18 protein-coding genes are annotated in these 21,795 nt (G+C 71.2%); 3 read left to right on the forward strand and 15 right to left on the reverse strand.

Features of this window, described 5'->3' with window-relative positions:
• Positions 1–62: 62 nt before the first annotated feature.
• A complete protein-coding gene (locus ADK66_RS11040) occupies positions 63–2,207 on the reverse strand; it encodes an ATP-dependent DNA helicase RecQ (protein ID WP_053654073.1) in 2,145 nt (714 codons plus the stop codon).
• 56 nt (positions 2,208–2,263) lie between these two features.
• Positions 2,264–3,955 carry an AfsR/SARP family transcriptional regulator gene (locus tag ADK66_RS11045; protein WP_053654075.1) on the reverse strand — a complete coding sequence of 564 codons (1,692 nt, stop codon included), beginning with the start codon at positions 3,953–3,955 and terminating at the stop codon, positions 2,264–2,266.
• A 143-nt stretch (positions 3,956–4,098) separates the two neighbouring features.
• Between ADK66_RS11045 and ADK66_RS11050 the strand changes: the two genes are divergently transcribed.
• A complete protein-coding gene (locus tag ADK66_RS11050; protein WP_053654077.1) occupies positions 4,099–4,908 on the forward strand; it encodes a hypothetical protein in 810 nt (269 codons plus the stop codon).
• 70 nt (positions 4,909–4,978) lie between these two features.
• On the opposite strand, the gene ADK66_RS11055 is transcribed toward ADK66_RS11050, so the two are convergent.
• From ADK66_RS11055 to ADK66_RS11080, 6 genes are all read right to left on the reverse strand, one after another.
• Positions 4,979–5,725 carry an SDR family NAD(P)-dependent oxidoreductase gene (locus ADK66_RS11055; protein WP_053654079.1) on the reverse strand — a complete coding sequence of 249 codons (747 nt, stop codon included), beginning with the start codon at positions 5,723–5,725 and terminating at the stop codon, positions 4,979–4,981.
• Positions 5,726–5,823: 98 nt separating this feature from the next.
• Positions 5,824–6,921: a branched-chain amino acid ABC transporter permease gene (locus tag ADK66_RS11060; RefSeq protein ID WP_053654081.1), complete on the reverse strand. Its 1,098-nt coding sequence runs from the start codon at positions 6,919–6,921 to the stop codon at positions 5,824–5,826.
• Positions 6,918–7,808: a branched-chain amino acid ABC transporter permease gene (locus ADK66_RS11065; protein ID WP_053654083.1), complete on the reverse strand. Its 891-nt coding sequence runs from the start codon at positions 7,806–7,808 to the stop codon at positions 6,918–6,920. The genes ADK66_RS11060 and ADK66_RS11065 overlap by 4 nt, the downstream gene beginning before the upstream one ends.
• Entirely contained in the window at positions 7,808–8,578 is a 771-nt protein-coding gene (locus ADK66_RS11070; RefSeq protein ID WP_157552402.1) for an ABC transporter ATP-binding protein, read from the reverse strand. The genes ADK66_RS11065 and ADK66_RS11070 overlap by 1 nt, the downstream gene beginning before the upstream one ends.
• Positions 8,578–9,321, reverse strand: coding sequence for an ABC transporter ATP-binding protein (locus ADK66_RS11075; protein WP_053654088.1), 744 nt, complete (start codon positions 9,319–9,321; stop codon positions 8,578–8,580). Before ADK66_RS11075 ends, ADK66_RS11070 begins: the two co-directional genes overlap by 1 nt.
• Positions 9,322–9,324: 3 nt before the next feature.
• On the reverse strand, positions 9,325–10,524 hold the full coding sequence (locus ADK66_RS11080) for a substrate-binding domain-containing protein (RefSeq protein ID WP_053654090.1): 1,200 nt from the start codon (positions 10,522–10,524) through the stop codon (positions 9,325–9,327).
• 335 nt (positions 10,525–10,859) lie between these two features.
• On the opposite strand from ADK66_RS11080, the gene ADK66_RS11085 reads away from it, so the two are divergent.
• Both ADK66_RS11085 and ADK66_RS11090 read left to right on the forward strand, forming a co-directional pair.
• The gene (locus ADK66_RS11085) at positions 10,860–12,194 is read left to right on the forward strand and encodes a TrkH family potassium uptake protein (RefSeq protein WP_053654091.1); all 1,335 of its coding nucleotides are present in this window, start codon (positions 10,860–10,862) and stop codon (positions 12,192–12,194) included.
• Between the two features lie 17 nt (positions 12,195–12,211).
• A complete protein-coding gene (locus ADK66_RS11090) occupies positions 12,212–12,880 on the forward strand; it encodes a TrkA family potassium uptake protein (protein WP_053654971.1) in 669 nt (222 codons plus the stop codon).
• Positions 12,881–12,927: 47 nt separating this feature from the next.
• Here ADK66_RS11090 and ADK66_RS11095 read toward each other — a convergent pair whose 3' ends face one another.
• From ADK66_RS11095 to ADK66_RS11125, 7 genes are all read right to left on the reverse strand, one after another.
• On the reverse strand, positions 12,928–14,553 hold the full coding sequence (locus tag ADK66_RS11095; protein WP_053654093.1) for a serine/threonine-protein kinase: 1,626 nt from the start codon (positions 14,551–14,553) through the stop codon (positions 12,928–12,930).
• Between the two features lie 71 nt (positions 14,554–14,624).
• On the reverse strand, positions 14,625–16,187 hold the full coding sequence (locus ADK66_RS11100; protein ID WP_053654095.1) for a fused MFS/spermidine synthase: 1,563 nt from the start codon (positions 16,185–16,187) through the stop codon (positions 14,625–14,627).
• A gap of 36 nt (positions 16,188–16,223) precedes the next feature.
• Positions 16,224–17,198, reverse strand: a complete 975-nt coding sequence (locus ADK66_RS11105; RefSeq protein ID WP_369814783.1) for a coiled-coil domain-containing protein — start codon at positions 17,196–17,198, stop codon at positions 16,224–16,226.
• Between the two features lie 226 nt (positions 17,199–17,424).
• On the reverse strand, positions 17,425–18,234 hold the full coding sequence (locus tag ADK66_RS11110) for an inositol monophosphatase (RefSeq protein ID WP_053654100.1): 810 nt from the start codon (positions 18,232–18,234) through the stop codon (positions 17,425–17,427).
• Positions 18,227–18,679, reverse strand: coding sequence for a response regulator (locus ADK66_RS11115; RefSeq protein ID WP_053654102.1), 453 nt, complete (start codon positions 18,677–18,679; stop codon positions 18,227–18,229). The genes ADK66_RS11110 and ADK66_RS11115 overlap by 8 nt, the downstream gene beginning before the upstream one ends.
• Complete coding sequence (locus tag ADK66_RS11120; RefSeq protein ID WP_231640002.1) at positions 18,676–20,418, reverse strand: ATP-binding protein; 1,743 nt, start codon at positions 20,416–20,418, stop codon at positions 18,676–18,678. The genes ADK66_RS11115 and ADK66_RS11120 overlap by 4 nt, the downstream gene beginning before the upstream one ends.
• Before the next feature lie 5 nt (positions 20,419–20,423).
• Positions 20,424–21,623 (reverse strand): PP2C family protein-serine/threonine phosphatase, encoded by a 1,200-nt coding sequence (locus ADK66_RS11125; RefSeq protein WP_231640003.1) that lies wholly within the window; start codon positions 21,621–21,623, stop codon positions 20,424–20,426.
• Positions 21,624–21,795: the final 172 nt, after the last annotated feature.

Consider the following 21,795-nt stretch of genomic DNA (forward strand, 5'->3'; position numbering starts at 1 on the left):
GTGGCGACCGTCGCAATCCGCCCGCCTCGGGAACTTTTCCGCTCCGGCCGGGGAGCGACAGGTCAGCCGGCCACCGCGAGGGCGAGGGGCAGCACGTCCGGTGCGCCGGCCCGGCGCAGAGCCCGGGCCGCGATCGTCATCGTCCAGCCCGAGTCGACGAGATCGTCGACGAGCAGCACCGGGCCGTCCAGGGCGGTCAGTGCGTCGGCCAGGTCGGCTGGCACCGTGAAGGCGTCGTGCAGCGCGCGTACCCGCTGGGCGCTGTTGCCGCGCGGCCCACCGGGGCCACCCGGACCTGTCGAGGCAATCTCGCCCAGCAGTGGCAGCCGACCCACGGCCGCGATCCGCTCGGCCAGCGAGCCGACCAGCCGGGGCCGTCGCCGGGACCCGACCGCGACCACCGCCACCGGCCGGCGGGGCCACGGGTCGTCGCCGTGCGCCCACGCCTTCAGCACCTCCACGACGGCCCCGGCCACGTCGTCGGGCACCGCCGTGTCGAGGGCCTCCGGGCCGACCAGCTCGCGCAGCCGGCCACCCCAGCCCAGGTCGGAGAGGCGGCCCACGGCGCGGCCCGGCAGCGTCTGGTCCGCCGGGGCGATCCGGCCCTTCAGGGGTACGCCCACAGCCTCCAACCCGGTCGGCCAGAGCTTCTTCGGCGCGATCTCCACGCCGGGGCGGCCCAGGAACGCCTGCGCGGCGGTGAGCGCGGCTGTGGACACGTCGGCGGAGAACAGCGGCTCGGCGCACGTGTCGCACCGGCCGCAGTCGGTCGCCCCGGTGTCGTCCAGGCGCTCCCGCAGATATCGCATCCGGCAGTCGGGTGTCGACGCGTACTCCCGCATGGCCTGTTGCTCGACGGTGCGCGCCTCGGCGACGCGGCGCAACCGGCCCTCGTCGTAGACCCAGGGCTCGCCCGTGGCGAGCCAGCCACCGCGCACCCGGCGGACCGCGCCGTCCACGTCGAGGACCTTGAGCATCAGCTCCAACCGGGCGCGGCGCAGGTCGACAAGGGGTTCGAGAGCCTGGGTGGAGAGCGGGCGGTCGGTGTGCAGGGCTGCCAACACGGCCCGGACCTGCTGCTCGGGCGGGAACGCCAGCGAGGCGAAGTAGCGCCAGATCGCGGCGTCCTCGGCGCCGGGCAGAAGCAGCACCTCGGCGTGCTCGACGGCGCGGCCGGCGCGACCGACCTGCTGGTAGTACGCGATCGGTGAGGGCGGCGCGCCGAGGTGGACGACGAAGCCCAGGTCGGGCTTGTCGAAGCCCATGCCCAGCGCACTGGTCGCCACCAGCGCCTTGATCTTGTTGTCCAGCAGGTCCTGCTCGGCGGCTCGTCGGTCGGCGTCCTCGGCCTGCCCGGTGTAGGACGCGACCGGATAGCCCCGGGAGCGCAGGAACTCGGTCGTCTCCCCCGCTGCCGCCACGGTGAGCGTGTAGACGATGCCGGAGCCGGGCAGCTCGTCCAGGTGGTCGGCGAGCCAGGCCAGCCGGTGCGCCGGTGTGGGCAGGTCGAGCACACCGAGGCGCAGCGACTCGCGGTCCAGGGTGCCGCGCAGGACGAGCGCGTCGCCCAACTGCTCGGCCACGTCCTGGGTGACCCGGGCGTTCGCGGTGGCGGTGGTGGCCAGCACCGGGGTGCGCTCCGGCAGCTCGGCGAGGAACGTGCGCAGCCGCCGGTAGTCCGGCCGGAAGTCGTGCCCCCAGTCGGAGACGCAATGCGCCTCGTCGACGACCAGCAGGCCGGTGGTCGCGGCAAGCTTCGGCAGCACGCCGTCGCGGAAATCGGGGTTGTTGAGCCGCTCCGGGCTGATCAGCAGCACGTCCACAGCGCCGGCCTGGATCTCGGCGGTGATGGCGTCCCACTCGTCGAGGTTCGCGGAGTTGATCGTGCGCGCCCGGATGCCGGCCCGAGCTGCCGCCTCCACCTGGTTGCGCATCAGCGCCAGCAGCGGCGACACGATGACGGTCGGGCCGTGCTGGCCGCCCTGTGCGCCGCCCTTGTCGCTGTCGCGCAGCAGCGCGGTGGCCACGAAGTAGACAGCCGACTTGCCCCAGCCGGTGCGTTGCACGCAGAGCACCCGCCGCCGGTCGACGACAAGCGCCTCGATGGCCCGCCACTGGTCCTCACGCAGCCGGGCGTGCTCACCGGCCAGCCGGCGCAGCACCGCCTCGGCCCGCTCCCGTACCGCCGCCCGCTCTGCTGTCTCCACCCGACATGTCTACCAGCGCCGTGCGTCAGAACCCCGGCCCGCGCGGGAGGTGGCGGTCACGATCCGTGCGCCCGCGCCTCGTCGGCCAGTACGGCTGGAGGGAGGAACAGCAGCAGGTCGCGCAGGGGCTCGGTGGCCGTCGGCTGCAGCAGGCAGCGCGCGGCAAGTTCTTCCATCGATGTGTACGGGCCGCGCAGCCACCGGTCCACAGCGATCTGCCGGCACTGCTCGGACGTCAGGCCGGGCAGGCCGGTGAGCACCTGCTCCGGGACCGCGTTGACGTCGATCAGACCGCCGTCGTCGAAGGTCCGGGGAAGGTCGGGCCGCCCCACGCGCAGTTCGTCGCGAGCCGCCGGGTGGTGGTAGAGCAGGTAGCGGGCGTGCTCACGACGGATGCGCCGCTCCTCCTGGGCGCGTTGCTTCGCGCTGCCGCCCAGGTTTCCGGTGATCGCCGCCCAGAGCCCTCGGCTGAGCAGGATCACGTGCACCGCTCCGAGGATCCAGGTGACGACGGCCAGCCCGAGGAACGTCACCGCCTCAAGGCCGGGCACCTCGGCGTCCGGGTGCTCGATGTCGAGCAGTGCCACCTCGACGACGACTATCGCCAGGTAGCCGATGCCGGCGACGGCGAGACGCCAGCTACGCCGCCAGACCGCGTAGGCCAGGATCACCAGCCAGGTCAGACAACCGAAGGAGAACAGGACGAGCACCGTACCGGCGAAGGTGGCGGCCCTGCTCGCCCAGGGCGGCGACTGCGGTCTCGCAGGCCGGCTGTCCGCCACCGGTTGCGGGAGCAGGATCGGCGGCGGATAGCCGACGTCGCTCGGGAACCGATCCGACGTGGTCGGCGACTCCCAGGGGCCGGACCTGAGGCCGGCGGTCGGGGACGGCGCCAACGCGGGCGGCTGCCGATCGTCCGACGGCTTCGCCGGTGCTGCGAGCGCCTCCGCCGGTGCCGTGAGCGGCATCGCCGGTGCCGTGAGCGTCGGGTCGGAGCGCAGGATGCGCCTGTGCAGTTCCTGGAGGGCTTCGCCAGGCTCGATGCCGTACTCCTCCCGGAGCAGGCTGCCGAACTCCCGGTAGGCGGCGAGCGCCTCGGCCTGCCGCCCGCTGCGGTGGAGCGCGAGCATGAGGTGGTGCCGCAGCCGTTCCCGAACGGGGAACTCCGCCACCAACTCCCGCAGCTCGCCGATCACCTCCCGGTGCCGGCCGAGGTCCAGTGTCAGCTCGGCCCGGGTCTCCAGCGCCACGGCCCGCAACTCGACAAGCCGCTGGCGCGCGGCATCGAAGATCGGCCCGGTGAACCCGACGAACGGCTCTCCCTGCCACAGCTCCAAAGCTGCGGCCAACTCGCTCAGCGCCTCGGTGGCGCAGCCCTCCGCGTGGCGTTGCCGGGCGCGGTGCACCGCCCGCTCGAAGCGGACCGCGTCCACCCCCTCGGGGTCGACCCGCAGCAGGTAACCGGCGTCGGTCAGGCTGAGCACCTGCCCCGGCGTACGCGGTGACCGCTCCGGCTCCAACACCCGGCGCAACCCGGCGACGTGCTTCTGCACCACGTTGGGGCCGTTCGCGGGTGGATCCTCCGGCCAGACCGCCTCGACGATCTGCCCCGTGGGCACCGGACGGCCGACGGAGAGCAACAGGACGGCAAGCACGGCACGCTGCTTGCCGGGGCCGAGGTCGATCTCCCGGTCGGCGTACCAGGCCCGCTGAGGCCCGAGGATCTCGAAACGCAGCGTTCCTGACATGCGAGTTTCCGCTCCTGATACCCCCGTGGGGCACCGGACGGCAGTGCCCGGCAGCCGGACGGCAGCATATCGGCAGTCGGACCGCCGCGGCGGCCGGCAGCATCGTCGTCGGCAAGAGCCACGCATCGAGAAAGAGAAGTGTGATGACACAGGCAACGGGCACCGCCGGCACCATCCGACGGACGTTCGGCACGGTCGCCGCTGTGCTGGCCACGGCCAGCCTGCTCGCGGGTTGCGGGTCGAAGGACGAGCCCGCAGCGGCGCCGCAGGACGCCCCGAGCGTCAGCCCCAAGGAGGCGCTCGTCGACGCCGTACCCGACGGCACCGAGGGGACGTTCCGGTTCAGCGGCAAGGATGCGTCCAGCACGCTCACCGGCCTGATCGACCACGAGTCGAAGGCGTTCGAACTCCACACCACGCTGCCGCCGGACTCCGACGGCATCGCCGTGAAGATGTCGTTCCTCGTGATCGGTGACGACACCTGGATGAAGGCGAAGTTCACCGGCCGCCCGGGCCTGCCGAAGCTCCCGGACAAGTGGATGAAGCTGGACCCCGCGAAGCTGACCGACGCCGCCTCCATCCCCACCTACGACGGCGCGGACCAGGGCAACGCCGGGCCGCTCCTTGAGGCGGCCACCTCGGTGGAGGAGCAGAGCCCCGGACGGTACGTCGGGTTCATCGACGTGAGCGGGGGAGAAGCGGCGAAGTCGCTTGAGGACGGTGAGGCCGCGGCGCTCGGCGAGGCCGCCAAGAAGGTGCCGTTCACCGCAGTGGTCGGCGCGGACAAGCACCTGACCTCGCTGACGCTGAAGATCCCGGCCGCCGGCAAGGCGAAGGCGTACGACTACGTCGTCAAGTACACCGACTACGGCACCGCGCCGAAGATCAGCGTGCCGACCGGTGCCGCCGCCATCAAGGCACCAGCGATGGCGTACGAGTTGCTGAACGGCTGAGTCACGACGCAGGGGGCGGCGGTCGCACGGGGGGCCGCCGCCCCTTCGTCGTGTCTGGACGGTCGCGTGCTCAGCGACCGAGGACCGAACCCCCGTTGACGCCGAGCACCTGACCGGTGACGTAGCCGGCGGCCGGACTGGTGAGATAGCGAACGGCTTCGGCGACGTCGTTCGGCACGCCGGCCCGCCCCACGAGGGTCGCCGCCACCCGCTTCGCATGCCCCTCGGCTGTCATCCGGTCGCCGAAGAACTCGGTTTCGGCGACATAGCCGGGGCTCACCACGTTCACCGTGATCTGCTCTGGGCCGAGCTGCGCTGCCAGGTCGTACGACCAGCCGTGCAGGGCCGCCTTCGCCGCCGAGTACGGCCCACCGCCGCCGCGTTGGGCGGAGATCGAGCTGATCAGGATCACCCGGCCGCCCGGTCGGCGAAGGGCAGGCCGCAGCGCCTCGGTGAGCAGCACTGCGGTGAGCACGTTGGCGTCCAGGTTGGCCCGCCAGTGCGCGGCGGTTCCGGCGAGCGTGCTCGTGTCACCGGCGAGGTAGCCGCCGGCGTTGTTGACCACCACGTCGACCGGCCGGTCACCGATCGCCGCGAGAACCCGGTCGAGGTGCGCCGGGTCGGTCAGATCGGCGGTGACGGCGGTCACGGCGTCGGTACGACCACATTCGACAGAGAGTCGCTCCGCGGTATCGGTCAACACGTCCGCCCGTCGGCCGACGATCAGTACGTCGTAGCCGTCCCCGGCGAGCACCCCCGCGACGGCGGCGCCGATCCCGGTCCCGCCCCCACTGACAACCGCAAGTCGCCCAACCATGTCCCCGACCTCCCCGTGCAGAGAATCCCGTCGATCATGAAGTTACCGCCCTCAACCACGGCGTGGCGTAGCAATAACTTCATGATCGACGGGAAGCCCTAGCGGGAGCGGAGGGAGCGGGTCAGGTGGGATACGCGGGGGGCCAGGCTGGTCAGGCCTCCTGGGAAGAAGTAGACGGCCAGGATGAAGACAGTGCCGAGGACGAAGAGCGGCTGGCTCAGCGGGTTGCTGAGGAAGGCCGGCAGGTTGTCCACCGCGTCGCTCGTGCCGAACGCGGTGAGCCGGTGGTCCAGGTACATGTAGAGGATGCCACCGAGCACCGGCCCCCACCGGGTGCCCGGCCCGCCGAGCACCACCATGACCAGCAGCGAAAGGGTCAGCTCGGACGACGTGATGTGCGGTGACGCGCCGCCGACGATGAGGACGTAGACCACCCCGCCCGCCGACGCCAGCCCGCCGGCCAGGGTGAACGCCACAAGCTTGTAGCGGTACGGGTCGAGCCCGAGCACACCGATCCGCCGCTCGTCGTCGCGGAGGCCGGCGAGCACCCGACCGGTGGGTGAACCGCTCACCCGGTGCACCACGAAGACCACGAGCGTCAGGTACGCCAGCGCCAGCCAGTACAGGTTCACCGTGTTGGTCACCCCGACCAGCCCGGCGGGCAGCCCGGACACGTCCAGCGGCAGACCTTCCTCGCCGCCGGTGAGCCCACCGAAGTCCCGGGCCACCAGGATCGCCCCCACCTGGGCGAAGGCCAGCGTCACCATGGCGAACGCGATGCCCACGGTCCGCAGCGCCACAGCGCCGAGCAGCGCGGCGAGAATCGTGCCGCCGGTGATGGTCAGCAGCGCCGCCTGCCACAGCGGCAGGCCGGCCCGGGTGATGAGGATGTCCGTGCCGTACACGCCTGCCGCGAAGTAGAGCGCGTGCCCGAAGGAGAGCATCCCGGTCCGGCCGAAGAGCAGGTCGTACCCGGCGGCCAGCCCGCCGAAGATCAGGCAGATGGCGAGCAGTTGCAGGGTGCCCGGTGAGTTGATCGGCCCCTCGAAGATCCCCGGCAGGGAGAGCGTCGAGTACGGCAGGATCACCAGCACCGCCAACGCCACGAGCGGCAGGAACGGGCGTACGCGGTGCACACGGCCCGGTTTCGGAGCGGGAGGTGCTGCCGCCGCCGGGGTCACGTCGAGGAGCGTCATGCCGTTGCCACCTTTCCTGCGATGCCCTGCGGGCGCAGCAGCAGCACCACGGCCAGCAGCCCGACCACGCAGATGTCGCCGAGCCCGGACGTGCCGTAGTAGTTGACGAACTGCTGCACCAGCCCGACGACGACCGCCGCGTACGCGGAGCCGACCACCGAGCCCATCCCGCCGATCACCACCACGATGAACGCGAAGATCAGCAACGAGCCGCCCTGACCGGGCGAGACGGTGCCGAAGTAGACACCGCCCAGCGCGCCGGCGAGCGCGGCGGCCGCCCCACCGATCGCGAAGACCAGCGTGAACGCCTTGCGGACGTCGATGCCGAGCGCCGTCACCATCTCCCGGTTCTCCACGCCGGCCCGGATCACCAGGCCGTACCGGGTCCAGCGCAGGAAGGCGAGGATCGCGCCGAGCACCAGCACCGCCGCGATGATCAGCAGCAGGCCGCCGTTCGGCACCTGCGCGCCGAGGATCCCGGTGACCTGTCGGGTCCAGTCCGGGCGCGGGAACGGTCGGGCGTCAGCACCCCAGGTGGCCTGCAACAGCGCCACCCCGGCCAGCGACAGGCCGACGGTGACGAGCACCTGCTCGATGGTGCGGGAGTAGAGCGGGCGGATCAGCACCAGCTCGACCAGGATCGCCACGAGCGTGCCGGCGGCCACCCCGAACGCGACAGCGAGCACGAAGCCCCAGCCGTCGCCGCTGGCGCCCGGCAGGTTGCCCGCCGCCCACCAGGTGCCGTAGGCGCCGACACCGAGGAACAGCCCGTGCGCGAAGTTGAGCACGTCGGCCAGGCCGAAGACCAGTGACAGGCCGGAGGCGACGAGGAAGTACAGCGCCGCCAGGCCGAGCCCGGTCAACGCCAACAGGATCACGGTCCCCATCAGCCTGCGTCCTTCCCGGCCACGGCAGCCCGGTCCGCGCCGGTCGGACGGTGCGCCTCACCGGTGCCCACGCCGAGCAGCGACTTGGTAAGTGCCGTCTCCAGCAGCAACTCGCGGGCGTCGCCGGTCCAGGCCACCTTTCCGGCGGCGAGCACCACGGCATCGCGGGCCAACCGTCGTACCACCGCCAGGTTCTGCTCCACGAGCAGCACCGGCACCGACTCCGCGACCCGTTCCAGGACCTCGGCCACCTCGGTCACCACCTTTGGTGCCAACCCCTTGGTCGGCTCGTCGATCAGCAGCAGCCGGTTGTCGTTGAGCAGCACCCGCCCGATCGACAGCATCTGCTGCTGCCCACCGGAGAGCGACCCCGCCCGTTGCCGTCCGCGCCGGTCCAGCTCCGGAAAGAGCGCGAAAACCTTGTCGTACGCGGGAGTCGTGCCGCGCCGCTCGGCGAGCCGCAGGTTCTCGGCGACGGTGAGACCGGCGAACACGTCGCGGTCCTCGGGCACGTAGCCCAGCCCACCGCGGACCAGCCGGTGGGTGGGGCGGGCCAGCAGGCTCTGCGCGCCCATCCGGATGCTGCCGCGCACCTCACCGGCCGGCGGCGTGAGGCCGAGGATCGCGCGCAACGTGGTGGTCTTGCCGACGCCGTTGCGGCCGAGCAGGACCGTCACGCCGCTCGGGGCGACAGTGAAGGACACCCCCTGGAGGATGTGCAGCCCGGAGATCCGGACCGACAGGTCCTCCACACTGAGGATCGGTTCCATCAGAGCGACTCCCCCAGGTAGGCCTCTTGCACAGTGGCGTTGGCCATCACCGTCTCCGGGGTGTCGCAGGCCAGCAGCGCGCCGTGGTGCATGACGGCGATGCGGTCGGCCAGTTCCAGGATGACGTCCATGTGGTGCTCGACCATCAGCACCGCCCGGTTGCTGTCCCCGGTCAACGACTTGATCACCGCGACCAGTTCGGGTACGTCCTCGGCGCTGACCCCTGCCATCGGCTCGTCCAGCAGCATCACCCGCGGTTCACCGGCGAGCAGCAGGGCGATCTCCAGCTTGCGTTTTTCGCCGTGGGCCAGGGTGCCGGCCAGCGCCGTACCCCGGTGGGCGAGGCCGACCCGGTCGAGCGCCGCGTCGGCGGCGGCGGCCACCTCCCGGTCGGCCGCCGCCCGCCGCCACAGTGCCATCGAGCCCCCGCGGTGCGCCTGCACGGCGAGCCGGACGTTCTCCCGCACGCTCAGCGAACCGAAGACCGAGGATGCCTGGAAGGTACGGCCCAGACCGAGGCGAGCCCGCCGGTGCGGCGGGAGCGCCCCGATGTCCTGCCCGTCCAGGGTGATCCGGCCCTCCGTGGCCCGGCGCAGGCCGGTGATCAGGTTGAACAGTGAGGTCTTGCCTGCGCCGTTCGGCCCGATCACGCCCAGGAACTCTCCGGGCGCGAGGTCGAGGTAGACGCTGTCGACGATGGCGACCTCACCGATCCGCCAGGTCAGACCGCGGGTGGCGAGCATTTCTCAGCCCTTCATCGCCACGGCCGGCGGCGCCGACTCGTCACCGGTGAGGCTCTTCTGCGCGGTGGCCGAGAAGGCGGTGCCGCTGCCGGTGAGCTTGGCCTGGTACATCGGCTGGAGCAGCGCGTGGTCCTCGGCTCGGATGGTCATCTTGCCCTTGACCCCGTCGAAGCTCCAGCCCTCCAGGGCGGTGACCATCTTGTCGACGTCCTCCCCGCCCTCCTGCACGGCACGGACCACCATCTGGGCCGCGGCGAAGCCGTCCGGGTGGAACAGGTCGACGGTGCCGACCTTGGCCTTCAGCGCCTTGCTGGCCTCGGTGTCGGAGGCGCCGTCGAAGTAGTGCGACAGGAAGGAGATCTTCGTGCCGGCCGCGCCGAACGTCGGCCAGGAGGCGCGGATGTCGAGGCCGGTCACGACAGTGGTCGACGAGAGCACGCCCTGCTGGTCGAGGGTCTGCCACATGGCCGGGGCGGTGGTGCCGGCCCAGGCCACGAAGAGCAGATCCGGCTTCGCGGTCTTGATCTGGCTGGCGAACGGCGTGAACTCGGTGGCGCTGGCCGGTGCCCGTACGCTGCTGACGGTGGCACCCGCGCCGCCGATGACCGCCTTGACGGCTGCCTCGTTTGCGTCGCCGAACGCGCCGTCCTGGGCGAAGACCACCACCTTCTTGCCGGTGGGGTCGCCGATGAACGACTTGGCGGTCACCACGTCCTGGTAGGACTGCCGGCCGGAACGGAACGTGTACTTGTTGGCGCCGGTCACCGCGTCGGTGGCGGCCGGCCCGGAGATGAACAGGACCTTGTTCTGCGCCGCGATCGGGGCGACCTGCAGCGCCACGCCGGAGGCGGTGGAGCCCGCGATGATCTTCGTACCCTTGCCGATCAGGTCCTTGGCGGCGGACACCGCCTTGGCGGGGTCTCCCGCGTCGTCGACCTCGCTGATCTCGATCGTGCGGTCACCGACCTTGCCGGTGCCCTGGGTGGCGAAGTCGAGCCCCGCCTTGAACCCCTCGATGTACTGCTTTCCGTAACTGGCCAGCGCACCCGACTGGGAGTACACCAGGCCGACCTTTACCGGCGCGGCGCTGTCGCCGCCGCCGGTGGCGGTGTCCTGCGGGCTGCCACAGGCCGTGGCGGCCAACGCCGCGGCCATCATCGTGGCGGCGGAGAGGAACACCCGCCGCGTCGTCCGGACCGTCATTGCGACTCCACATGAGGACTCGGAGGGAGAGAACTTCTTTGTGACGGCCCACGCTAGAAGTGACGTCACCCACGAGCTATGTGGCAGAAACACACAAGTAACAGGAATGAGGTGGCCGGAGGTTACAACGGGCCGCCCTGCCACCCTCGGACCCGCCCTTCCGATGGCGTCGACCCCCACGGCCCGCCCGGCGCCTGTGTCGCCCCACGCCATCCATCAGCAACCTTCAAGATCGTGCTCGATCCTGGAACGGTGGCAGGGGGCCGCGCGGCGGGCGTGTCCTTGGAATGGGCCGTTCTCACTCGGGAAGTCGCCCGGAAACGGAAGATTGTCTGGTGCGCCGGTTCTTCCGCAACCCCGTGCGGCTGGTGCCGTTCGCCTTCCTGGTGCCGATCCTGCTCGGCACCGGACTACTCATGACGCGCTGGGCGACAGTGCAGCACCAGCGCCCGCCCCTGATCACCGCGCTGTTCACCGCCACGTCGGCGGTGTCGGTCACCGGCATGGCGGTCACCGACACCCCCAACTACTGGTCCGGCGGGGGCCTGCTGGTGATCACCCTGCTCACCCAGCTCGGCGGTCTCGGCATCCTCACCGCGGCGGCGCTCGTCATCCTCGTGGTCTCGCGCCAGTTGGGGCTGCGCAACCGACTGCTCGTGCAGGCCGAGACGGCGGAGTTCGGCCTCGGTGACGTCGGGCGGTTGCTGCGCCGGATCGCGGTGACCGTGTTCGCCTGCGAGGCCGTGATGACAGCGGTGGTCGCCGGCCGGCTCTGGCTGACCTACGACTACAGGCCGGGGCGAGCGCTCTGGTCGGGTGTCTTCCACGCAGTGCAGGCGTTCAACAACGGCGGCTTCGCGCTCTACTCCGACGGTCTGATTGCCTTCAATCGCGACCCGTGGGTGTCGCTGCCGTTGGCGTTCGGCGCGATCGTCGGCGGGCTCGGGTTTCCGGCCCTCTTCGAGGCGGCCCGCGAGTGGCGTCAGCCGACCCGTTGGGCGGTGTCGACAAAGCTGACCATCTGGGGCACTGTCGTGCTGCTGCTGCTCGGCTTCGCCGGCCTGCTCGCGGCCGAGTGGACAAACGCCGAGACAATCGGCGCGTACGACGCCCGGGGCAAGGCGCTCGCGTCGTTCACCCAGATCGCGATGAGCCGCACCGGCGGCTTCAGTGTGCTGGACATCAGCGCGTTGCAGGAGGAGAGCTACCCACTGCTGATCGTGCTGATGTTCATCGGAGGCGGCAGCGCCAGCACGGCCGGTGGAATCAAGGTCTCCACGTTCTTCCTGCTCGGGTTCACCATCTGGGCGGAGCTGCGCGGCGAGCCCGACGTGACGGTCGGGCACCGCCGGGTGGCCACCGCCAGCCAGCGGCAGGCCGTCACTGTTGCCCTGCTCAGCGTCGCGCTCGTCACTGTCGGAACGATGGCGCTTCTGCTGCTCACCGAGGGCGTCCCCTTCGTCTCTGCCCTGTTCGAGATCACGTCCGCGTTCAGCACCACCGGCCTGACCGTCGGGCTGGCCGGCACGCTGCCGGAAAGCGGCCAACTGGCTCTGACCGTGCTCATGTTCATCGGTCGGGTCGGGCCGCTCACCCTCGGCTCGGCGATCGCCCTGAACACGCGGCGCCGGCTCTACCGCTACCCCCAGGAGCAACCCGTTGTCGGCTAGAAGTGGGAGAGGCCGAGGTGTCGACTAGGCGCGCGGACGGCGAAGGCGTCGTGGTGATCGGGCTGGGTCGGTTCGGGTGCCACCTGGCTGGCTCGCTGACCCGGATGAACTACGAGGTGCTGGCCATCGACAAGCACCCGGAGCGGGTGCAGCGCTGGTCGGCACAGCTCGACCGGGTGGTCCAGGCCGACGCGACCGAGGACGGGTCACTGCGGCAACTCGGTGTCGCGGGCTTCGGGCGGGCCGTGGTGGCCATCGGCGCCTCGGTGGAGGCAAGCGTGCTCACCGTGCTGGCGCTTGTCGAGCTGGGAGTGCCGCAGGTCTGGGCGCGGGCCACCTCACAGAAGCACGCGAAGATCCTGTCGTCGGTGGGCGCGCACCACGTGATCTTTCCGGAGGCGGAGACCGGCGAACGGGTGGCACACCTGATCGTCAGTCAGCTGCTCGACTTCGTCGAACTCGACGACGACTTCGCGATCGCCGCCGTCCGGGTGCCGGAGTCCCTTGCCGGGCGGACCCTGCTCGACCTGCGCCCGGACGACCGCTACGGAGTCCGCGTGGTCGGCCTCAAGGTGCCGGGGGAACACTTCCGGTCCGCAGCGGACGACACACCACTGCCCCGGGAAGGGGTGCTCGTCGTGGAAGGTGGGATCGACCAGGTGCACCGGTTCGCGAGGCTCCGCTGAGGTTGCTCACTTCTTTCCGCCGCCCGGACCCTTCCGTTCACCCTTCGTCACCTTTCCGCTTTTCCCGGGCCACCACCCGGTCCCTTCCCCTTGCCGGGCTTCTCGGGCTTCGGCGCGGCCTTCTTCGGTGCCTTCGGCGCGGTCTTCGTCGTCTTGGCCGGGGTCTTCGTCGTCGCCTTGGGTGCCGGCGCCTTGCTCGGCGGGACGACGGCCGGGGCCGTGCCCGCCACACCGGAGACGCGTACCCCGCAGGGCGCGTCGCCGAGGCGGAACTCCACAGGCAGCGGGTTCGACCCGCTGTACGAACCGGTCAGGGTGACCTTCTCGGCCGCGCCCGGCGCCAGGCTCGTGCGGTGCTCTGCCGGCCGGATCTGCACCTCGCCGCCGTCCTGCCGCACCGGGGCCGGCTCCGCCTTCGTCACCTTCTGCTGACCGGGGAAGGTGAAGCTCATCGTCCAGTCGCGCAGCTCACGCTCCCCGGTGTTGGTAAGCGTCAGCTCGGCGGTGAAGTCCTTGCCGGAATCCGTGCGCAGCGCGTACGACACCTCGCACGGCGCGACCTGCGGCAGACCCATCCGCGCCTCGGTGGGGCGCTCCTCGCCGCTGGCCGGGCTGCGGGAGGTGAACCCCCACATCGCCCCGGTGACAGCGATCAGCCCCACGGCGGCCACCGAGGCCTCCACCTGCCGGCGCCGGCTCACCCGCCGAGCCCGGTTACGGGTACGCGACAGCGGCAGCGCGTCGGTCGCCGCCGACCAGGGCAGGATCGTGGTGCCCGCGCTGGCCAAGGCGGCCGGGTCCAGATGGGCCGCCGGTGACACCGGCACGGCCGCCGGCATTCCGGCCGCCTCGGCGAGGGTACGGGCCAGCTCGGCGGTGGCCGGCCGGTCACCGGGTCGCTTGGCGAGGCAGCGGCGCACCAGGTCGGTCACCTCGTCGGGCAGCCCCGGCACCGACGGCATCGGGTCCGGGTCGCTGTACATGTGCGCCCGCAGCATCTGCGTGGTGGTGGTCGCCTCCCACGGCAGCCGGCCCGTGAGCATCCTGTAGAGCAGCAGCCCGACTGCGTACACGTCGGTGGCCGGGGAGACCTGGCCGTTGTCGAGCCGCTCCGGTGCGAGGTACGCGGGCGTGCCAAGCAGTGCGCCGTCAGGGCCCTTCTCGCTCTCCCCCACCAGCGCGGAGATGCCGAAGTCGACGACCTTCACCCCGGTCGGGGTGAGCATCACGTTGCCCGGGGTGACGTCGCGGTGCACGACTCCACGGCTGTGCGCGGTGGCAAGCGCCGAGCTGACCTCGGCACCGATGGCCACCGCCTCCCGCCACGGCAGCTGCCCCTCGCGGCTGAGCCGGCCGGCAAGTGAACCGCCGTCGACGAGCTCCATCACCACGTACGGCACTGTCAGGCCGACCTGCTGGGACTCGCCGTAGTCGTACACGTTGGTGATGTTGGGGTGACACAGCCGCGCGGCGGCCTGCGCCTCGATCCGGATCCGGTGCCGGAAGGCCCGGTCGCTGGCCAGCCGGGAGGCCAGCACCTTTACCGCGACCTGGCGGCCGAGCACCTCGTCGTAGCCACGCCAGACCACCGACATGCCGCCCGCACCGAGCTGCTCGACCAGCCGGTACCGCTCATCGAGGAGTTGTGCACCGTTCCGATCCTCACCACCCATGGTGGCCGTTGTTGCCCGTACGCCACCGGACTACACCTGACCGATCGGAATCGGTCACGAGTTTCACCCGATCAGGCGGTCGCCAACAGTTGGTCCACCGGGGCGTAGTCGTCAGTCAACACCAGCGCCCCGCCGACGAATTCCGTCAGCTCCGCGCCGGAGATCAGGCTGACGGTGCGGTCGACCTGCTCCAACCGGGCGCTGATGGCGGCTAGCGGCAGCGGCGCTTCCGAGGCGACGATGAGGAAGTTGCTGCCGCGCTCCTCGGCGAGCGCCTCCGGCGGGGCCACCAACGCGACGTGCGGAAACTCGGCGGCGACAGTGGCCAGTTCGGCACGGATGAACCGCAGCGGCGGATAGTCGATGACGTTCTGCACGTACACGCCGCCGGGGCGGGTCACCCGGCGGACCTCGGCGGCCATCTCCCGGGTGGCCAGGTGCCAGGGCACCACGAGATGCCCGAACGCGTCACCGACGACCAGGTCCCGGCTGTCCGCCGGCTCGCCGACGACAAGCATCCGGGCGTCGCCCACCTCGGCCCGCAGGCCCGGCCCCGGGCGTACGCCCAACTCCCGCTTGCCCAGCTCGACGAGCCCGCCGTCGATCTCGAACACGACATTGTCGGTGCCCGGTCGGGTGGCGGCCAGGTACATCGGCACCGTGAATCCGCCGCCGCCCAGGTGCAGCGCGTCCAACCGCTGCCCGGCCGGCGCGGCCACGTCGGCGACCGCGCCGATCCACTTGGTGTACGCGTACTGAAGGTGCTTCGGGTCGGCCAGGTCCACGTACGAGTGCTGGGCCGAGTTGAGCAGCAGGACCCGACCGCTGGGCCGGTCCGGGTCCGCTGTCACCTCGGCACAGTGGTAGGCCGTCTCGATGTCGCACGGGTTCGGCGCGACGGTGCTCAGTCCCGCCCCGATCAGGCCGAGCACGGCCAGCGCGGCCCGGGTGCGGGCCGGACCGGGCAGTTCGGTGGGCGCCTGGCGGCGCAGGTACCAGCCGAGGCCGACGCCGACAAGCCCGAGCGACACCGCCAGTGCGAGCAGGATGACAGTGCTGCGCAGTGCGGCGACCAGCACGAAGCCGGTGAGCAGGGTCGCGGTGATGCCGCCGAGCGTGCCGATGCCGGACAGCCGGCCGACCACCTGGCCGGTGCGGCGCAGGTCGGCGAGTTGGAGTTTCACCACAAGCGGGGTGACAGCGGCCAGGAGTGCCGCCGGCACGAACACGGCGAGCGCCACAAGCAGCAGGATGGCGCTGGCCGCGCCGCCACGCAGCACCTCACCTGCGTACCGGACCACCGGCAGGGTGATCGCGGTGGCGATGCCGGCCAGCACCAGCGCCGGCGCCAGCAGGCCCCGCGGGTCGCGTCGGTCGGCCAACCAGCCGCCGGACCACGCCCCGTACGCGATCGCGGCCAGGGCGATGCCGATGACCGAGCTGGTCACCTGGAGGGTCACCCCGACGTAGGGGCCGACAAGGCGCAACGCGACGGTCTCCAGCACCAGCACGGCGCCGCTGGAGAAGAAGACCAGGAACGCGGCCAAGCCGTTGGGCAACGCCCGGCCGGTGACCGGCACGGGCGGGGCCGCGGGGGCCGGCGGGGTCGCGATTTCGGACGGTGGGGAGCTCATCGTCGCGATGGTACGCAGCGAAGCTGGCGTTCCGGGTCAGTACATCGAGAGATGAACATGGTTCGTGTGGCTCGCGGCAGGGCTGCCGCTGCCGCTGTACGACCGCCACCCCGTCCCCGGATGCCAGATCTGCCGATACCAGATCACGTAGAGCACGCCCAGCCGGTCGGCGTTGCGCACGTGCCAGGCGGCCAGGCTGTCCCCGTACGCCTTGTCGCCGCCTGTCGCGTTGCGGTCCTCGAAGCCGTTCGTGGCGGCCGAGAAGTCGCAGGCGCGACCCTTCGGGTGCTCGCCGCTGCCGCCCTCGCGCTTGCAGGAGACGTGCCGCTTGTAGCCGGCCGCCTGGGTCTGCTTGAGCGCGTTGAGGGTGCGCGGGGTGATGCAGCCGGAGGTCGTCGGGTCCTTCACCGAGCAGGATTCCGACGGCCAGGACCCGTCGGAGTTGCGCGGCGCAGGCTTCGCCGAGGCGGAACTGCCGCCGCTGAAGCCACCGCTGCCACCCGAGCTGACCTCGGCGAGGGCCGCCTCGGCCTCCTTCTTCTTCTTCGCCATCACGGCGAGCTGCTTCTGCTGCTCGCGGACCTCGGCGTCCACAGCGAGTTTGGCCTGCTGTGCCTGCTGCTGAGCCTCGGCGAGATCACGCAACCGCTTGCTGTCGCGCTGGGCCATCAGGTCCAGGTCGGCGGCGCGTTGCAGGAACGCCTGCGGGGTGGCGGTGTTGAGCAGCATTGCCGTCGGAGTGATCCGACCGACGCGGTACGACTGCGCGGCCACCTCGCCGACCTGCTCGGTGAGCCCGACGAGCCGCCCCTCGACGGCCTTCAGCTCGCCGGCCAGCGCGGTCTGCCGACGCTTGGAGGTGTCCAACTTGGCCTTGGCCTCAATGTGGCCCTTGGCCGTCGACTCCAGCGCGTCCTGGAGCTTCTTGCTGCCACCCTCGTTGGGCTCGGCGTACGCGGGCACGGCCGTACCGGTGAGCACCAGCAGCACGGCGAGCAGCGGGAGCAGCACGCGGCGACCGCGCTGGGCGAGCCTGTTCCTGGGCACGAAAGCGTCCTTCCGTCGACCGCCGGCCCCCGGTGAACCTCGCGCGGCGGCGTCCCCGCCGGCGCCGGTCGGCGGCCTGCTGGCGGAGACCGCCGGTCACGATACCGGAACACGCCCGGGTGGCCAGTCCTGTGACCGCCCGGCCGCTGCGATATCGACGCAGCGTGTCGCGGCCGTCGCCGTACGCCGGTCAGGCGCTGAGCAGGGCGTCGTGCACGTCGGCCCAAACCTGCTCGTTGGCGGCGACGAGCAGCCCGCGGCCCTCGTCGGCGGGGTGGTAGTCGACGCCGTCGAACCGGCGGGCGACACCACCGGCCGCGCGGACCAGCAGGGTGCCCGGGGCGTGGTCCCAGGGCAGGGTGCGCCAGAAGAGGGTGAACTGCTGCTCGCCGGTGAGGATGTCCAGGTATTCCCGGCCGGCGCAGTGCTGGCCCGGCAACAGTTCGCCGAGCCGTCGGCCACCGGCACGGACCCGCTCCCGGGCCTCCGGCGGCAGGAACCGGGTCATCGCCGCGCCCCGCAGGTCGCCCACCGGCGGCACCGTCGCGGCGGCGCCCACCGGCCGACCGTTGAGCAGGGTGCCGTCCTCGGCCCGCCCGACGGCAATCGTCTCGGCCAGCGGGTCGAGGATCCAGCCTGCGGTCGGGCGGCCGTCGGTAAGCAGCGCCACCATCAGGGCGAACGGGCGGCGGCCTGCGGCGAAGTTTGCGGTGCCGTCGACCGGGTCGACCAGCCAGACGTCCCCGCTGTCGCGCAGGTGCCGCAACAGCCCCGGGTCGTCGGCGACGCCCTCCTCACCGACGACCACCGAGCCGGGCCGGAGCCGGCGAAGCCCTGCCGAGATCAGCTCTTCGGCGCGACGGTCGGCGACGGTCACCACCTCGCCGGGTGCCTTCTCCGACACGTCAGCCTCGTCGAGCTTGCGGAACAACGGCAGCACGACCTGGTCGGCGGCCTCCAGGAGCAGGTCGCCGACGTCGTCGAGCAGGGTGTCAGCCACGAGGCGGCAACTTGACCACGCTGACGAAGAACTCGTCGATCTGGCGGACCACCGAGATGAAGCGCTCGAAGTCGACAGGCTTCGTCACGTAGGCGTTGGCGTGCAGCTGGTAGCTGCGCAGGATGTCCTCGTCGGCCTGCGAGGTGGTGAGCACGACCACCGGGATGCGGCGAAGCTCATCGTCCTTCTTGATCTCTTCGAGCACCTCCCGACCATCCCGGCGGGGCAGGTTGAGGTCGAGCAGGATCAGATCGGGCATCACCACGTCCGCGTACTGACCCTCCCGCCGCAGGTAGGCGAGCGCCTCAGCGCCGTCGGAGACGACTGTCAGCCGATTGCGCAGCTTGTGCTCCTCGAACGCCTCCTGGGTCATCAACACGTCACCCGGATCGTCCTCCACGAGCAGGACCTCGATCGGGCTCTTGCCGTCGGCCGGCGCGGTCATCCCACCGTCTCCCTCATGTCACCCGTTCTACCGCCTTCCGGCGACCCGTCGGCCCCGTCCTTCCGGTCCGACCCGGCGGACTGTTCCGGCAGGGCATCCGGCGACTCGTCTGCGGCTTTTGTCTCGTCAGTAGCGATCGACTCCGGCTGGTCCGACCGCTCCGGCTGCTCCGCCGGGTCGGCGGCGACGGTCGCCTCCAGGTCCTCGGGCCGTACCGGCAGGGTGAACCGGATCGCCGTACCCTCCGGCACGTCGGTGTCCACCCAGACCCGGCCGCCGTGATATTCCACGATCTTCTTGACGATCGCCAACCCGATGCCGGTGCCCGGGTACGCGTCCTTCGAGTGCAGCCGCTGGAAGATGACGAAGATCTTGTCGGCGAATTCGGGCTCGATACCGATGCCGTTGTCCTGACAGGTGATCTCCCACTCGCCGTCGACCAGGCGGGACGAGATGTGCACCTTCGGCGGCACGTCCGGACGACGGAACTTGATCGAGTTGCTGACCAGGTTCGCCAGCAGGTTGGTGAGCAGGGGCTCCTCGCCCCGGATCACCGGCATCTCGGTCCAGGTCAACTCCGCGTCGGCGTACTGCCGGGCGGCCTCGGTCTGCCCGGCCACGTCCCCCATCACCTTGTTCAGGTCGACGTCGACGAAACCGGTGGTGAGCCGACCGATCCGGGAGAACGCGAGCAGGTCGTTGATCAGGCGCTGCATCCGCTGCGCGCCGTCGACCGCGAAGGCGATGTACTGGTCGGCCCGCTCGTCGAGCTGCCCCGAGTAGCGGCGTTGGAGCAACTGGCAGAAGCTGGCCACCTTGCGCAGCGGCTCCTGGAGATCGTGCGAGGCGACGTACGCGAACTGCTCCAGGTCGCGGTTGGACCGGGTCAGCTCCTCGGCCTGCTTCTGGAGCTGGGTGTTGACCCACTCGATGCGCTCGCGGGCCTCCCGCACCTCGGCCAGGTCGGCGGCGATCTTCTGGCGCATCGCGTCCACGTCCTCGCCGAGCCGGACGAACTCCGGTGGGCCGGTGGTGGCGATGCGGTGCTGGTAGTCACCGTCGGCGACCTCACGGACCTGGGCGGCCAGCCCGATCAGTGGCCGGATCACCATCCGGTCCAGGGACAGCAGCAGGGCCGAGCCGGCCACGACCACCACCAACGCGGCGACGATCAACAGCACGACCAGCAGGTTGCTGCTGCGACGTACGTCGCCGGCGGACTGCTCCCGGGCGCTCAGGATCTCCTCCTGGAGATCGCCGACCGCAGCCCGCAACTCGTCGAACTGCTGCCGAGCGCCGTCGGTGACCAGTTCCTGGCCGGCCCTGGTGCCCCTCTCCTTGGTTGCCGTGATCACCGGCTCGGCGACCGACCGCCGCCACTGCTCGGTACGCTCCTCGACTATCCGCAGCTCCTGGCCGATCTGCGGGTAGTCGTGGAGCAGCATCTGCATCGAGGCGATGGTGTCCCGCTCCTGGTCGAGCCCGACCTGGTACGGGCCGAGGTCGGCCGGGTCACCGCTGACCGCGTACCCGCGGACCGCCGTCTCCTGGTCGAGCAGCGCGTTGAGCAACTCCTGCGACTGCACCCGCAGCGGGGCGGTCTTGTTGAGGATCGCGTCGATCTGCGTGCGGTTGCGGGCGGCCACCGCCGCCTCCGCGCCGGCCAGTCCGATCAGCAGCAGACCCACGACGACGAGCATGGTCATGACCCGGCGGCGCAGATTCCAGCCGCCAACCATCGACTTCACCTGCCACCGCCCCGGCTGACCAGCAGCATGGCCACGTCGTCAGCGAGCGGGCCGCCGTTGATCTGCTCGGCCCGACCCACCAACCAGGCCGGCAGCTCGGGCAGCGGCACCTGACGGTTGGCCGGCTCGTCGAGCAGCCCGCTCAGGCCCGGCACGTCGAGCCGATCGTCGCTCGCGCCCACCCGCCCCTCGATCAGGCCGTCGGTGTACATCAACAGGGACCAGTCATCGGTGTCGAACTCCAGGTCGTAGGCGATCGGCCGGCGGGGTCGTACGCCCAGCAGCAGGCCGCCGGGCGCGGGCACCGGAGTGACCCGCCCGCCGGAAAGCAGCAGCGGTGGCGGATGCCCGGCGAGCCGGACGGTCGCCCGGTTGGCATCCAGGTCCAGGCGGACGGCGGCCACCGTCGCGAAGATCTCCTGAAGGCGGCGCTCGCTCATCAGCACCTGCTCCAGCGCGGGCAGCACCTCGTCGTCCGGCACCCTGGCGAGCACCAGTGCCCGCCAGGCCACCCGCAGCTCCACGCCGAGCGCGGCCTCGTCGACCCCGTGCCCGCAGACGTCGCCGACGATCAGGTCGAGACGGTCCGGGTGGGTCTGCACCACGTCGAAGAAATCTCCACCGATCAACGCGGCGTGCCGGCCGGGTCGGTAGAAGGTGTGCACCGCCACCTGGTCGGTCGTCATCAGGGGCTGGGGCAGCAGGCCACGTTCGAGCCGGGCCGACTCGGCCTGGCGCAACTCGACCTCGCGCAGCCGGCGGGCGTTCACGTCGGCGCGCTTGCGCTCCACCGCGTAGCGCAGCGCCCGGGTCAGCAGGACACCGTCCACCTGACCCTTGACCAGGTAGTCCTGTGCACCCTCGGCGACCGCCACGATGCCCAGGTGTTCGTCTGAGCGGCCGGTCAGGACGCACACCGCGGCGCCGCTGGACATCTCCAGCACCTGGCGCAGCCCGTCCAGGCCCTGCGCGTCGGGCAGGCCGAGGTCGAGCAGGACGCAGTCGACGTTCGTGATCCGCTGACGCGCCTCGCTGAGGCTGGTGGCGACCAACAGGTCGATCATCGAGTTCGTCTCGGCGAGCAACTCACCGACGAGGAAGGCGTCGCCCTCGTCGTCCTCCACCAGCAGCACCCGCAACCGTTCACCGGGCGGCAGGCTGGCGTGTCGCCCCAGGCCACCGTGGGGGTACGGCACCACTGGGGAACCGGCAATGCCGGCTCCCCGCTGCGGCCGGGTCACCGCCGCGAGACGCGGGAGTTCGCTGGTGATGTCGCTCTCCTTCCGAGTGCCCCGCTGATCCTGTATTAGACAACGGTCGCACACAACACGATGGGCGCGGCACGGGTGGGCATGGGCCGGGTCACTG

Source organism: Micromonospora sp. NRRL B-16802 (assembly GCF_001279555.1).
Classification (GTDB): domain Bacteria; phylum Actinomycetota; class Actinomycetes; order Mycobacteriales; family Micromonosporaceae; genus Micromonospora; species Micromonospora profundi.